This is a genomic window from Pseudomonas sp. LS1212 (assembly GCF_024741815.1).
Classification (GTDB): Bacteria; Pseudomonadota; Gammaproteobacteria; order Pseudomonadales; family Pseudomonadaceae; genus Aquipseudomonas.
This window is the reverse complement of record NZ_CP102951.1, coordinates 2,325,255-2,338,800: the sequence shown is the minus strand read 5'-3', so window position 1 is coordinate 2,338,800 and position 13,546 is coordinate 2,325,255. Positions and strand designations below refer to the sequence as shown.

Sequence of the window (13,546 nt, the reverse complement as noted above, 5' to 3'; positions counted from 1 at the left end):
TATTGAAAGCGGGGTTTGCGACTCTTCGTCTAACCAGACTAAAAAACCTGCAAGGCCGATTACAGGCTTTCGCGGTACAGCTTTTCCGCCCGCGCCTTGAGGCTGTGAGCTATTGCGTCGAACCCTTGCTTGACCCACGGGCCGTGATTCTCCATCACCGTCTGCGCGGTCGGGCCCAGGAACAGGTCGGTGGTGTGATAGCGACAGCTCGCCTCACCCGTCGCTTCGATGTGCTGGTCGCGGCGCGCCGCGTCCGGGTTTTCGGCCGTGGCATACATCTCCCAGGACAACAGGGTCGGCCGGTCGAACGCAGCCAGGTACTCGATCACATGCACCAACTCGCCCGGGCACATCGGGTTCGGCAGGAACAGGTTGACCGCCTCGCCCATGCGCAGGGTCGATTCGACCTTGACGGTAAAAGGGTTCCATTGCGGGTAGCGTTCGAGGTCGATCAGCACTTCCCAAACCAGCTCTGCCGGTGCGGCGATATCCACGGTTACTGAAGTCACGAGTGTGTTCTGGACCATTGGAGCTCCTGTGCGCAGTGTCACCACCACGCCGAAATGACGAGGCGGGCCAGTGCAGCCCGCTCCCCATCTTGCCCAGTGCCTGGCATCCGGTTCCTCGTCTACCCGGACTAAATTTGGCTCTAGTCCGGTCAGACGAAGAAGACCGGTTGCCCGCATTTATAGGGTAGATGCCAGAGGGTTGTGCATCGGCACCGCCCTGGACGACAGGAGATGCACGATGACGACAGACTCGATCGACGAGCAATTGCTCAGCGGCCAGACATGGCACGCCTTCTGCGATGTGCTCAAACGCAGCGGCGACCAGATTCTGCGCGCCGAGGCCCCCACCGACGCGCACACCCGCGCCGAAGGTTTCCGCTACCTGAGCCGGCTGATGCGCATTGCCCTGGAAATGCACGTCGAATTCGCCGACCCGGACTTTCCCGGCTTTTTCTCGCCTTCACACGAAACCGGCAAGATCGGCGCGGACAACCCCGACAATCTCTACCAGTACGCTCGCCTCAACGGCAACAATGCATACCGAGTCAGCGGTCAACGTGGCAGCGTCGCCTACCTGAGCTTCGGCACCCAGAAAGGCGGCTACGAAACCGACGGCACCATGACCCCCACCGGGGCCATCGATGCCGAACACCTGGAACTGAACGCAGACGGCAGCTTCGAGATCATCCTCAGCCAGCAACCCTCTGGCGCCAACTGGCTGCGCCTGGAACCGGACAGCAATGCACTGATCGTGCGCCAGACCTTCCTCAATCGTAAAACCGAGAAGCCCGCGCAACTGCGCATCGAACGCATCGGCAGCGTCGACAAGCCCGGCCCGCTCAACCCGCATCACCTGCACCAAGGCCTGCAACGCGCCGCCAGCTTCGTGGAAAACACCGCCCGCCTGTTCGCTGACTGGGCCCAGGGCTATCAAGCCCACAGCAACCAGTTGCCGCCGGCCGACCAGGCCCTGTGCCAGGCCGTGGGCGGCGACCCGAACATCTTCTATTACCACTCGCATTGGGCCCTGGCCGACGACGAAGCGCTGCTGATCGAGGTCGAATCGGTGCCTGAATGCGACTTCTGGAACCTGCAGATCAACAACTACTGGATGGAGTCGCTGGACTACCGCTACCACCGGATCTGCCTGAACAAACACTCGGCTCACTACAACGACAAGGGTGGCGTCACCCTGATCCTCAGTGCCCGCGACCCGGGCCTTGCGAACTGGCTGGAAACCGCAGGCCACCGCCAGGGCACCCTTTGCCTGCGCTGGGTTGGCGCCAGCGAACACGTTCACCCCACTACGCGCATCGTCAAACTCGAAAGCCTCAAGCTCGACAGCCTCAAGGATTCCCTATGACCCTCTCGCCATTGAACCTCGACAACCTGCTGGCAGAAGCCAGCGCCCGCGCCCAAGGCTTGAGCGATTTCGGGCCAGGCAACTACCGCGAGGCGCTGCAGGTGATGATCGACTCGCTGCACGCCGAAGCCAATCTGTCCGACCAGGGCCTGGCGCTGATGCGTGAAAAGCTGCTTGGCCAATTGGTCAATCGGCTGGTGATCGAAGACTACTGTCGTCGCTACCCGGAGATCGAACAGCAAACCCTCGACGATCCCTTGGTCATCGTCGGCCTGCCCCGTACCGGCACCACCTTGATGCAACGCACCCTCGCAGTGGACCCCCGATTCCACTCGGCGACCTGGTGGGAAACCCGCTACCCCGCGCCGTTGCCGGGCGAATCCATCGAACAGCCAAGCCAACGCACCGCGCGGGCCTGCGCCGAAGTCGCGGCGATGCTGGAATACATGCCGCAGATCCTGTCCATTCACCCGCTCGACGCGATGCAGGCCGATGAAGAGTTCATGCTCATGGAGCATTCCTTCATGTGCGCCATGGACTCCTACGCCAATGTGCCCAGCTACACCGCCTGGCTGGACCGTCAGGACCAGAGCCAGGTATATGATTACCTGAAGAAAATGCTGCAGTTCCTCCAGTGGCAGCAGCAACAGCGCGGGTTGCCGTCCGGCCGGCGCTGGTTGCTCAAGAGCCCGCAGCACCTGCACACCCTGGAACTGCTGTTCAAGACCTTCCCCCGTGCGCAAGTCATCCTTACACACCGCGAGCCAGGCAAGACCATCCCCTCCATCGCCAGCTTCGTCCATACCCTCTGGCAGATGTACAGCCAAGCCGCCGACCCGCGCCAGGTCGGCGCACAATGGAACGCGCGCATGGCTCGCGCCATCCGCCACAGCATGGCGGTGCGCGCAGAACTACCGGCCGAACGCTTCCTGGATGTGCAGTTCGAAGACACCCTGACTGACCCGCTGGGCGTGATCGAGAACATCTACCGCTTCGCCAACCTGCCACTGGGCGATGAGGTACGCACCGCGATGAGCGACTGGCTGGCGCAGAACGGCCGGGACAAACGTGCGGCACACGCCTACACCCTGGAGCAGTTTGGTCTGAGCGAAAGCCAGCTGGAGCAGGACTACGCGGCGTACCGTAGCCGCCACATCAATGCGCAAACCCGGATCTGATATGACTCAATACTTTGCCTTCAATGGCGATGCCGATGGTTTGTGCGCGTTGCAGCAACTACGCCTGGCACAAGGCTCTGAGGGCCAACTGGTTACCGGTGTAAAACGCGATATCGGCCTGTTGCGGCGAGTCCAGGCCGGCCCTGGCGACCGTGTCACCGTGCTGGATATCGCCCACGAACAGAACCGCGAGGATGTCGCCCGCCTGCTGCAGGCCGGCGCGACAGTGCGCTACTTCGACCATCATTTCGCCGGGGACCTGCCCAGCCATCCAGGCCTGGAGTCGTACATCAATACCGCAGCGAACGTCTGCACCAGCTCACTGGTCAATGACTACCTGAGCGGTCGTCACCACCGCTGGGCGATCGTCGCGGCGTTCGGCGACGGGTTGGCGGAACTTGGACAGGCGCTTGCCGAACAATACGGCCTGTTGCCCAAGCAGATCGAGCAGCTCCAACAGCTGGGCCTTTACCTGAATTACAACGCCTACGGCGAGCGCATCAGCGACTTGCACTTCGACCCCGCCGAGCTGGCCGAGGCGCTGCAACCCTTCGCCGACCCACTGGACTTCATTGGCAGCAGTGAAACCTTCGCCACCCTGCAGGACGGTTATCTTGCGGACATGGCCAGGGCAGCCAGCCTGACCGTCTGGCGCGAGGTACCGGGCGCCACCTTATATCGCCTGCCTGCTGCGCCTTGGGCGCGCCGGGTCATCGGGGTGCTGGCCAATCAACTGCTCAGCCAGAGCCCAGACCATGCATTGGCATTGCTCTCGAGCAATACCGCCGGTGGTTATACCGTCAGCGTGCGTACACCGGCGCATTCTCCGCTGGCGGCAGACGCGTTCTGCCGTCACTTCCCCAGCGGCGGCGGACGCAAGCGCGCGGCCGGCATCAACCACCTCCCGGCGTCCGACTTGATGTCATTCGCCCGGGCCTTTGAACGTGCCTACGGCTGGCGGGCGGACACCGAGTTCATCTGACCAGCTTCCGGTCAGCAGGCTCTTGGGCGAGAAAGCCTCGAACCGCCAGCGCAGCCCCAAGGCTGCGCGGCGCCGTACGCCGCGACGAACACCTGCATTTCCTGAAATCGATCCATTGGCCGGGCTTCTTGGGCTGAGCATTCGGGCAAGCATAAACTGCCGAGGCTATGCCTGCGATGAGGTCCGAAATTAACACTTGCCCGGTGAGGGGCAAGACGGTATCTACAAGATTCGGCGCACCTCGATCGGCGTAGCCGCTGCCGCCAGGCTGTCGCAGTGGCGCACCAGCTGGAGTCCCGCAGGGGCTCCCCGGCGATCTTGAGATGTTGCGCCTGCTTCGCAGGCGAGCGCAGCCTGATGGCAGCGGCTACAGGAATTGCGATGCCCGGAACAAAACTGCTTCCTCTATTTAAAATCGGGAAATATCCTACACATCAGATCGACACCGCCTTACTTGCTCGATCTACACCATCACACTACCCTCCTCCAGTCGCTGCAAATTCAGCGATCGGGTGTGGAAGCCCGTATCGACGTTAGGCGCACAAGCGCCGCTATCGAGTCTGGCGTTTTTTTTGGTCAGTGCTTTATGGTGGCCGTGCGCTGGGCATCTTCGGGTGCGCCGGGTGCCTAACGTCCCGGTCTTCCACACCGGCGTACGGCCGCCACCCATCACGTGGAAGTGATGCTGTCGGCTTCTATCCATACGTTAGGAGTTGCATCATGATCAAAATCGTTCCCGATCCACCTGCCGTTTCCGACGAGTCTCTCGCCTCCCCCACCGGCACGCTCAACAAAACCGCCCTGACTGTGTTCGGCGCCTGCGATGCCGGACACGCACCGCTGTTCGCCGTGTGCGCAGGCATTCCAGCCGAAGATGCCCTGGTGCATGCATCACTCTTGCTCAAAGGCGCGTTCGCTTCAGCCTATGCTGCCTGCGACGATGGGGGTGACAGGGAGAGGCAAGGGTTGCTGTGGTCGACGCTGCATTCGGTCGAGATGGCCAAGGCGTTGATCGATGCGTTATTGGATGGGGCTGAGGCGGAGGCTTTGGAGCCAGAAACAGGTTCGGCGCTCTAGTGCTGGACAGCCAGTAAATGCGGCCGCTGCACGGCCGATCGCTGGCAAGCCAGCTCCCACAGGGTTCGCGGAGATCCATGTGGGAGCTGGCTTGCCAGCGATGCAGGCGACGCGGTGTTATTGGGTGCTGTGTGCTTGCTGATCGGCATGATACGAAGACCGCACCAACGGCCTCGAAGCCACATTCCTGAAGCCCATCTTCATCCCCTGCTCGGCAAACCAGGCAAAGGTATCCGGGTGCACGAAGCGTTGCACCGGCAGGTGGCTGCGCGACGGTTGCAGGTACTGCCCCAGGGTCAGCATGTCGACCTGATGCTCGCGCATGCGCTGCATCACCTCGATCACTTCCTCATCGGTCTCACCAAGCCCCAGCATCAGCCCAGACTTGGTCGGCACCCCCGGCACGCGCTTTTTGAAGTTTTCCAGCAGGTCCAGCGACCACTCGAAATCCGAGCCCGGACGCGCCGCCTTGTACAGCCGCGGCACCGTTTCCAGGTTGTGGTTGAACACATCCGGCGGCTCCTGTTCGGTAATGGCCAGGGCCACATCCATTCGTCCTCGGTAATCCGGCACCAGGGTTTCGAGCTGGATGCCCGGCGACAGCTTGCGGATCTCGCGCAGGCAGTCGACGAAGTGCTGGGCGCCGCCGTCGCGCAAATCGTCGCGGTCCACCGAGGTGATGACCACGTACTTCAGGCGCAGGTCGGCGATGGCAATGGCCAGGTTCTTCGGCTCGTCGACGTCCAGCGGCTTGGGCCGACCGTGGCCGACATCGCAGAAGGGGCAACGACGGGTGCAGATGTCGCCCATGATCATGAAGGTTGCCGTGCCGCCGGAGAAACACTCGCCCAGGTTCGGGCAGGACGCTTCCTCGCAGACGCTGTGCAGCTTGTGCTTGCGCAGCAGGGCCTTGACCCGCGCCACCTCGGGCGAAGTCGGGATCTCGACGCGGATCCAGTCCGGCTTGCGCGGCACCTCTTCGGTCGGGAGGATTTTCACCGGGATGCGCGCCACCTTCTCGGCGCCGCGCAATTTGATCCCGGTCTGCAAGGGTTGCGGACGAGTGGCGACAGTCAGGGTTTCGTTCATGATCATGCTCCAGCTTCAGCCACGGTAATAACGTTGCGCCACGAACGGCGTGCGCACGACCAGCATCGGCACCAGCTTGCCGCGCACCTGGGCAAAGACTTCCGTCTCCAGCGCAGCAAAGCCGCTCTCCACATATCCCATCGCCAGGGGTCCGCCCAGACTGGGGCCGAAGCCGCCGCTGGTGACACGGCCGATCACCTCCTCGCGGGCATTGACGATCAGCGCACCTTCACGCACCGGAACGCGCTCTCTGGGCAACAGCCCGACGCGCTTGCTGACCACACCATCGCGCTGCTGGGCCAGGATACGCTCGGCGCCCGGGAAGCCGGCGGCACGCCGGGCCTTGGAAATGGCCCAGAGCAGGCTGGCCTCGATCGGGGTGGTCTCGTTATTCATGTCATGGCCATACAGGCACAGGCCGGCTTCCAGGCGCAGCGAGTCGCGAGCGCCGAGGCCGATCGGGGCGACTTCGGGTTCGGCGAGCAGACGACGGGCCAGGGCTTCGGCACTGGCGGCCGGTACGGAGATTTCAAAGCCGTCTTCGCCGGTGTAACCGGAGCGGCTGACATAGCAATCGACGCCCAGCAGCTGCACGCTGGCGAACTGCATGAACGTCATCTTCGCCACCACAGGGGCCAGGCGCTCGAGCACCTTCACCGCGGCCGGACCTTGCAGGGCGAGCAGGGCGCGTTCCTCGAACAGTGGCTGAACCTGGCACTGGTCGCCCAGGTGCGTGCGCAGGTGAGCCAGGTCCTGGTCCTTGCAGGCGGCGTTGACCACCAGAAACAGTTCGTCGTTGCCCAGGTTGGCAACCATCAGGTCGTCGAGAATGCCGCCGTTTTCATTGGTGAACAGCGCATAGCGCTGCATGCCCACCGGCAGGTCGATGATATCGACCGGCACCAGGGTTTCCAGCGCGCTGGCCGCACCGGCGCCTCGCAAACGGATCTGGCCCATGTGCGAGACGTCGAACAGGCCGGCCTGCTCGCGGGTGTGCAGGTGTTCCTTGAGCACCCCCAGCGGGTACTGGACCGGCATGTCGTAGCCGGCAAAAGGCACCATGCGCGCACCGAGTTCCAGGTGCAGGCTGTACAGCGGGGTTTGCAGCAATTGTTCGGTAGACATGGACGACTCCTAGCATTCGATGATGTTGACAGCCAGACCGCCGCGGGCGGTCTCCTTGTATTTGCTTTTCATGTCGGCGCCGGTCTGGCGCATGGTGCGGATTACCTTGTCGAGCGACACGAAGTGTTGGCCATCGCCACGCAGGGCCATGCGTGCGGCATTGATGGCCTTGACCGAGCCCATGGCATTGCGCTCGATGCAGGGCACCTGGACCAGCCCGCCAATCGGGTCGCAGGTCAGCCCGAGATTGTGTTCCATGCCGATTTCGGCAGCGTTTTCCACTTGTTGCACGGTCCCGCCGAGTACTTCGCACAAGGCCCCGGCGGCCATCGAACAGGCCACCCCGACTTCGCCCTGGCAGCCGACTTCGGCGCCCGAGATCGAGGCGTTTTCCTTGTAGAGAATGCCGATCGCCGCCGCCGTGAGCAGAAAGCGCACCACACCCTCCTCGTTCGCCCCCGGCACGAAACGCGCGTAGTAATGCAGCACCGCCGGCACGATACCGGCCGCGCCGTTGGTCGGTGCCGTCACCACGCGCCCGCCGCTGGCGTTCTCCTCGTTCACCGCCAGGGCATAGAGGTTGACCCAGTCGAGCACCGAGAGGCTGTCGCGCAGGTTGGCTTCCGGGTTGGCATTGAGCTGACGGTGCAGTGCCGCGGCCCGACGCTTGACCTTGAGCCCGCCGGGCATGATGCCTTCGTTGCGGCAACCGGCCAGGACGCAGTCCTGCATCACTTGCCAGATGTGCAGCAACCCCTGGCGCGTCTGCTCCGGGCTGCGCCAGGCAGTCTCGTTCTCGGCCATCAACTGGCTGACCGAGAGACCGTGCTGGGTGCATTGCGCCAACAGCTCGCGGCCGCTTAGGAAGGGATAGCGCAATGGCGTGCGGTCGAAGGCGATGCGGTTGACGCCGATGGCCTCCTCGTCCACCAAAAAGCCGCCGCCCACCGAGTAGTACTCACGGCTGCAAAGCTGCAGGCCAGCGGCATCGAAGGCCCGCAGGATCATGCCGTTGGGATGGTAGGGCAAGGGTTTGCGGATCATCGCCAAGTGCTCTTTCTCGACGAAGCGGATGGTCTTCTCGCCCAACAGCGACAGCGTCCCGGAACCCCGGATCGTCGCCAACCGCGCCTCGACCGTCGAAGTATCCACGGTGTCTGGGTACTCGCCCTCCAGCCCCAGCAACACGGCCTTGTCGCTGCCGTGGCCCTTGCCGGTGGCACCGAGCGAACCGTACAACTCGGCGCGCAGGCTCTCCACCTGCATGAGCTGCCCCTGAGCCTTGAGGCCTTCGACAAAACGCACGGCAGCGCGCATCGGCCCGACGGTGTGGGAACTGGAAGGGCCGATGCCCACCTTGAACAGGTCAAAAACACTTAGCGACATACATGCCTCCGCAAATCAAACGCTGGGATCAGGCCGGGTAAACCGGGAACAGCGCGCAGAGCTCTGCCACTTGTTTAGCCACCTGAGCCTCGACATCGGCATCGCCAAGATGGTCGAGGATGTCGCAGATCCAGGTCGCCAGGGCACGGCATTCCGGCACCTGGAAGCCACGGGTGGTGACCGCCGGGGTACCGATACGCAGGCCGGAGGTCACGAACGGGGACTGCGGGTCGTTGGGTACGGCGTTCTTGTTCACGGTGATATGGGCGCGGCCCAGGGCGGCGTCCGCGTCCTTGCCGGTGATGCCCTGGCGAATCAGGCTGACCAGGAACAGGTGGTTGTCGGTGCCACCGGAGATCACGTCATAACCGCGCTGCTTGAAGATTTCCGCCATGGCCTGGGCGTTTTTGATCACCTGGTACTGGTACTCCTTGAAGCCCGGTTCCAGGGCTTCCTTGAAGCACACCGCCTTGGCCGCGATCACATGCATCAATGGCCCGCCCTGCCCGCCCGGGAACACTGCCGAGTTGAGCTTCTTCTCCAGCTCCGGATCGGCCTTGGCCAGGATCAAACCGCCACGCGGGCCGCGCAGGGTCTTGTGGGTGGTGGTGGTGACCACATCGGCATAGGGCAGCGGGTTCGGGTAAAGGCCAGCGGCGACCAGCCCCGCAACGTGAGCCATATCGACAAAGAGATAAGCACCGACCTTGTCGGCGATTGCGCGAAAACGCGGGAAGTCCAGGGTCTTGGAGTAGGCTGAGAAACCGGCCACGATCATTTTCGGCTTGTGTTCGACAGCCAGGCGCTCGACCTCGTCGTAGTCGATCAGGCCATTGCCGTCGATGCCGTACTGCACGGCGTTGTACAGCTTGCCGGACGAACTGACCCTGGCACCGTGGGTCAGGTGGCCGCCATGGGCCAGGCTCATGCCCAGCAGGGTGTCGCCCGCCTGCAGCAGGGCCAGGTAGACCGCCGCATTGGCCTGGGAGCCCGAGTGCGGCTGGACGTTGGCATAGCCTGCCCCAAACAGCGCCTTGGCGCGGTCGATGGCCAACTGCTCGACCACATCGACGTGCTCGCAGCCACCGTAGTAGCGCTTGCCCGGGTAGCCCTCGGCGTACTTGTTGGTCAGCTCGGTGCCCTGGGCCTGCATCACTTGCGGGCTGGTGTAGTTCTCCGAGGCGATCAGCTCGATGTGATCTTCCTGGCGCCGGGCTTCGCGGCTGATGGCATCGAACAGCGCGGGGTCGAAATCGGAAAGGGTCAGGCTTTTATGGAACATGCTCGTATTTCCTTCTTGTTCGGTTGATGGCAGCAGGTGGCTTGGCCCGGACACGTCCGGGCCGGTGCCTCAGGCGTCCTGATAGATCGACATGGGTGGACAGGCGCAGGCCAGGTTGCGGTCGCCATAGACGTTGTCCACGCGCCCCACCGGCGGCCAGTACTTGCCCTCGCGCAACGATGCCAGCGGGTACACTGCCAACTCGCGGCTGTAGCAGTGGGTCCACTCGCCGACCAGTTCGGCTGCGGTGTGCGGCGCGTTCTTGAGCGGGTTGTCGTGTGGGTCCAGCTCGCCGCGTTCCACGGCGCGGATCTCTTCGCGAATGCTGATCATCGCGTCGCAGAAGCGGTCCAGTTCCTCCTTCGACTCGCTCTCGGTGGGTTCCACCATCAGCGTGCCGGCGACCGGGAAGGACATGGTCGGCGCATGGAAGCCGAAATCGATCAGGCGCTTGGCCACGTCCTCGACGCTTATGCCGCTGGCTTCCTTGAGGGGACGCAGATCAAGGATGCACTCGTGCGCGACCAGACCGTTCTCGCCGGTGTAGAGCACCGGGTAATGCTCCTCCAGGCGCCGGGCGATGTAGTTGGCGCTGAGTATCGCCAGTTGCGAAGCGCGCTTGAGGCCTTCGCCGCCCATCATGCGGATGTACATCCAGGTGATCGGCAGGATGCTGGCGCTGCCATACGGCGCTGCGCAAACCGCGCCTTCCTTGCGTTCCATGTGCCCGTGACCAGGCAGGAACGGCGCCAGGTGCGCCTTGACGCCAATCGGGCCGACGCCCGGGCCGCCACCGCCGTGGGGGATGCAGAAGGTCTTGTGCAGGTTCAGGTGCGAGACGTCGCCACCGAACTTGCCTGGCGCACAGAGGCCGACCATGGCATTCATGTTGGCGCCGTCCAGGTATACCTGGCCGCCGTGGTCGTGGACGATCTCGCAGATCCGGCCAATACCGTCCTCGAACACGCCATGGGTCGAGGGATAGGTGATCATCAGCGCCGCCAGGTGCTCCTTGTGAAGCTCGGCCTTGTTTTGCAGGTCTGCCACATCGACGTTGCCACGGGCATCGCAAGCGACCACGACCACGCGCATGCCAGCCATCTGTGCAGTGGCCGGGTTGGTGCCGTGGGCCGACGACGGGATCAGGCAGACATCGCGCCCCGCCTCACCACGGCTGGCATGGTAGGCACGGATCGCCAGCAAACCGGCGTACTCGCCTTGGGAGCCGGCGTTCGGCTGCAGGGACATGGCGTCATAGCCGGTGGCCGCGCAGAGCATGGCTTCCAGTTCGTCGGTCAATTGGCGGTAACCCAATGTCTGCCCGGCCGGGGCAAAGGGGTGCAAGGCGCCGAACTCGGGCCAGGTGATCGGGATCATCTCGCTGGCAGCGTTGAGCTTCATGGTGCACGAACCCAGGGCGATCATGGTCCGGTCCAGGGCCAGGTCCTTGTCGGCCAGGCGACGCAGGTAGCGCATCAGCTCGGTTTCGGAGTGATAGCGGTTGAACACTTCGTGCTGAAGGAACGGCGATTCGCGCAGCAGCTGCAATGGCAGGCAGTCACCGGTGCCGGCGGCCAGCGCAGCGAAGTCCGGCAAGCGCTGGCCCTCGGCGGCGAACACCGCCCACAGTGCCTCGACGCTGGCCTGCTCGCAGGTTTCATCCAGCGACAGCCCCACGCGCACGTCATCGATCACGCGCAAGTTGATGCGCGCCGCGTTGGCAGCGGCCAGTACATCCGCCACGGGCCATGCAGTGATGACGCTGACCGTATCGAAGAAGTGCTGCTGCTCGACCTCATGACCGAGCTGCTGCAGCCCCTGCACCAGGATCGACGTCAGGCGATGCACGCGCCGGGCGATCTGCTGCAGGCCCTGCGGACCGTGGTAGACCGCATACATGCTGGCGATGTTGGCCAGTAGCACCTGGGCGGTGCAGATGTTGCTGGTGGCCTTTTCGCGGCGGATATGTTGTTCGCGGGTCTGCATGGCCAGACGCAGGGCCGGCTTGCCGTGACGGTCGATGGACACACCGACCAGGCGGCCCGGCATGTCGCGCTTGAAGGCATCGCGGGTGGCAAAGAACGCCGCATGCGGGCCGCCGAAGCCCAGCGGCACGCCGAAGCGCTGGGCGCTGCCCAGAACCACGTCGGCACCGAACTCGCCAGGCGCTGCCAGCAGGGTCAGGGCCAGCAGATCGGCGGCCACGGCAACCAATGCACCGGCTTCATGGGCGCGCTGCACCAAGGCACGGTGGTCCTGGATTTCACCGGTACTGGCCGGGTACTGCAGCAGCAGGCCGAAGTAGCCGTCGAGGCCGTCGGGCTCCAGCTCCGAGGCTTCACCGATCACCACTTTTATCCCCAGCGGTGCGGCGCGCGTGCGCAATACGTCGAGGGTCTGCGGGTGACAATGGCGGGAGGCAAAAAACGCCGGAGCCTTGTTCTTCGCCAGGCGTTTGCAGAAGGTCATGGCCTCGGCAGCGGCGGTGGCTTCATCGAGCAAGGAGGCGTTGGCGATCTCCATGCCGGTCAGGTCGCTGATCAGGGTCTGGAAGTTCAGCAGCGCTTCCAGGCGGCCTTGAGAAATCTCCGGCTGGTACGGCGTGTAGGCCGTGTACCAGGCCGGGTTTTCCAGCAGGTTGCGCAGGATCGGCGTCGGTGTATGGCAAGGGTAATAGCCTTGGCCGATGTGGTTGCGAAACAGCTGGTTCTTCGCGGCGATGGCCTTGATCGCGGCCAGGGCCTCTGTCTCGCCCTGCCCCTTGGTCAGCTCGAGCACGCTGGTGCCCTTGATGCTGTCGGGGATGACGCTGTCGATCAGCGCGTCGAGCGAGTCGTGGCCGGTCAGCGCCAGCATGGCGTCGATATCGCCTTCGCGCGGGCCGATGTGGCGGGCGATGAACTCGTTGTCCGTGCCCAGCGGGATCTGTACTTTGCTCATGTCGGCGGCCTCGGCTCAGGCGTTGTCGGCCAGGAAACGGTCGTAACCGTCCTGGTCCATCAGGCTGTCGAGGACTTCGAGACCCGCCACGCGGATGCGGAAAAACCAGCCTGCGTCCATTGGCGATGCATTGACCAGCTCGGGGTCGTCCGCCAGGGCCTGGTTGACCGCCACCACTTCGCCGGTCAGCGGCATGCTGATGTTGCTGGCGGCCTTGACCGATTCCAGCACCGCGACTTCATTCCCTTCGCCGTACTGGCCCAGTTCCGGCAATTGCACGAAGACCACATCACCCAGGGCTTCCTGGGCAAAGGTGGTGATGCCGACGGTCAACTCACCGGAGGCTTCCAGACGCAGCCATTCGTGTTCGGGGGTAAAACGCAGAGTGCTCATGGGTCTTCCTCTTGTTTTCAGTTATGTCCGAGCGGGTAAACGGCTCGGCTGATTGAACAAGAGCAAGGGCGATGCCAACAACTAAATAACCAATATAATCATATACTTACAATATTTATTGTAATTTTAGCGCGAACTATTGGAACGAAATCACTCCGGCGATGCCAAGGCTTTCAACGGCTATATGCGGGCCAATCCAGCGCACGGCGCGGCTTGCGCCGC

General features: G+C 63.4%; 11 protein-coding genes. 4 read left to right on the top strand and 7 right to left on the bottom strand.

Annotation, left to right across the window (positions count from 1 at the left end; all coding sequences use genetic code 11):
* Positions 1-59 precede the first annotated feature (59 nt).
* Positions 60-527: an SRPBCC domain-containing protein gene (locus tag NVV94_RS10975; RefSeq protein ID WP_258447167.1), complete on the bottom strand. Its 468-nt coding sequence runs from the start codon at positions 525-527 to the stop codon at positions 60-62.
* A gap of 220 nt (positions 528-747) precedes the next feature.
* On the opposite strand from NVV94_RS10975, the gene NVV94_RS10970 reads away from it, so the two are divergent.
* The 4 genes from NVV94_RS10970 (at position 748) to NVV94_RS10955 (ending at position 5,109) form a co-directional block, all read left to right on the top strand.
* Entirely contained in the window at positions 748-1,872 is a 1,125-nt protein-coding gene (locus NVV94_RS10970) for a DUF1214 domain-containing protein (RefSeq protein ID WP_258447166.1), read from the top strand.
* Positions 1,869-3,050 (top strand): sulfotransferase, encoded by a 1,182-nt coding sequence (locus NVV94_RS10965; RefSeq protein WP_258447165.1) that lies wholly within the window; start codon positions 1,869-1,871, stop codon positions 3,048-3,050. Before NVV94_RS10970 ends, NVV94_RS10965 begins: the two co-directional genes overlap by 4 nt.
* A gap of 1 nt (position 3,051) precedes the next feature.
* Entirely contained in the window at positions 3,052-4,032 is a 981-nt protein-coding gene (locus NVV94_RS10960; RefSeq protein WP_258447164.1) for a DHH family phosphoesterase, read from the top strand.
* 720 nt (positions 4,033-4,752) lie between these two features.
* Complete coding sequence (locus tag NVV94_RS10955; protein ID WP_258447163.1) at positions 4,753-5,109, top strand: DUF3077 domain-containing protein; 357 nt, start codon at positions 4,753-4,755, stop codon at positions 5,107-5,109.
* A gap of 117 nt (positions 5,110-5,226) precedes the next feature.
* Here NVV94_RS10955 and lipA read toward each other — a convergent pair whose 3' ends face one another.
* The 6 genes from lipA to gcvH all read right to left on the bottom strand — a co-directional run bounded on the left by lipA (position 5,227) and on the right by gcvH (position 13,324).
* Positions 5,227-6,198, bottom strand: coding sequence for a lipoyl synthase (lipA, locus tag NVV94_RS10950; RefSeq protein WP_258447162.1), 972 nt, complete (start codon positions 6,196-6,198; stop codon positions 5,227-5,229).
* Between the two features lie 15 nt (positions 6,199-6,213).
* Complete coding sequence (gene gcvT, locus NVV94_RS10945; protein ID WP_258447161.1) at positions 6,214-7,323, bottom strand: glycine cleavage system aminomethyltransferase GcvT; 1,110 nt, start codon at positions 7,321-7,323, stop codon at positions 6,214-6,216.
* Positions 7,324-7,332: 9 nt separating this feature from the next.
* Positions 7,333-8,709, bottom strand: a complete 1,377-nt coding sequence (locus NVV94_RS10940) for an L-serine ammonia-lyase (protein WP_258447160.1) — start codon at positions 8,707-8,709, stop codon at positions 7,333-7,335.
* A 28-nt stretch (positions 8,710-8,737) separates the two neighbouring features.
* Entirely contained in the window at positions 8,738-9,991 is a 1,254-nt protein-coding gene (glyA, locus tag NVV94_RS10935; RefSeq protein WP_258447159.1) for a serine hydroxymethyltransferase, read from the bottom strand.
* A 69-nt stretch (positions 9,992-10,060) separates the two neighbouring features.
* Positions 10,061-12,931 (bottom strand): aminomethyl-transferring glycine dehydrogenase, encoded by a 2,871-nt coding sequence (gene gcvP, locus NVV94_RS10930; RefSeq protein WP_258447158.1) that lies wholly within the window; start codon positions 12,929-12,931, stop codon positions 10,061-10,063.
* A 15-nt stretch (positions 12,932-12,946) separates the two neighbouring features.
* The gene (gcvH, locus tag NVV94_RS10925) at positions 12,947-13,324 is read right to left on the bottom strand and encodes a glycine cleavage system protein GcvH (protein ID WP_258447157.1); all 378 of its coding nucleotides are present in this window, start codon (positions 13,322-13,324) and stop codon (positions 12,947-12,949) included.
* Positions 13,325-13,546: the final 222 nt, after the last annotated feature.

What these genes read in the sequence shown, in the direction of transcription:
- glyA (WP_258447159.1), bottom strand. Translation starts at nt 9,991, where the DNA reads ATGTTCCATAAAAGCCTGACCCTTTCCGATTTCGACCCCGCGCTGTTC.
- NVV94_RS10965 (WP_258447165.1), top strand. Translation starts at nt 1,869, where the DNA reads ATGACCCTCTCGCCATTGAACCTCGACAACCTGCTGGCAGAAGCCAGC.
- gcvP (WP_258447158.1), bottom strand. Translation starts at nt 12,931, where the DNA reads ATGAGCAAAGTACAGATCCCGCTGGGCACGGACAACGAGTTCATCGCC.
- NVV94_RS10970 (WP_258447166.1), top strand. Translation starts at nt 748, where the DNA reads ATGACGACAGACTCGATCGACGAGCAATTGCTCAGCGGCCAGACATGG.
- NVV94_RS10960 (WP_258447164.1), top strand. Translation starts at nt 3,052, where the DNA reads ATGACTCAATACTTTGCCTTCAATGGCGATGCCGATGGTTTGTGCGCG.
- NVV94_RS10975 (WP_258447167.1), bottom strand. Translation starts at nt 527, where the DNA reads ATGGTCCAGAACACACTCGTGACTTCAGTAACCGTGGATATCGCCGCA.
- NVV94_RS10940 (WP_258447160.1), bottom strand. Translation starts at nt 8,709, where the DNA reads ATGTCGCTAAGTGTTTTTGACCTGTTCAAGGTGGGCATCGGCCCTTCC.
- gcvT (WP_258447161.1), bottom strand. Translation starts at nt 7,323, where the DNA reads ATGTCTACCGAACAATTGCTGCAAACCCCGCTGTACAGCCTGCACCTG.
- gcvH (WP_258447157.1), bottom strand. Translation starts at nt 13,324, where the DNA reads ATGAGCACTCTGCGTTTTACCCCCGAACACGAATGGCTGCGTCTGGAA.
- lipA (WP_258447162.1), bottom strand. Translation starts at nt 6,198, where the DNA reads ATGAACGAAACCCTGACTGTCGCCACTCGTCCGCAACCCTTGCAGACC.
- NVV94_RS10955 (WP_258447163.1), top strand. Translation starts at nt 4,753, where the DNA reads ATGATCAAAATCGTTCCCGATCCACCTGCCGTTTCCGACGAGTCTCTC.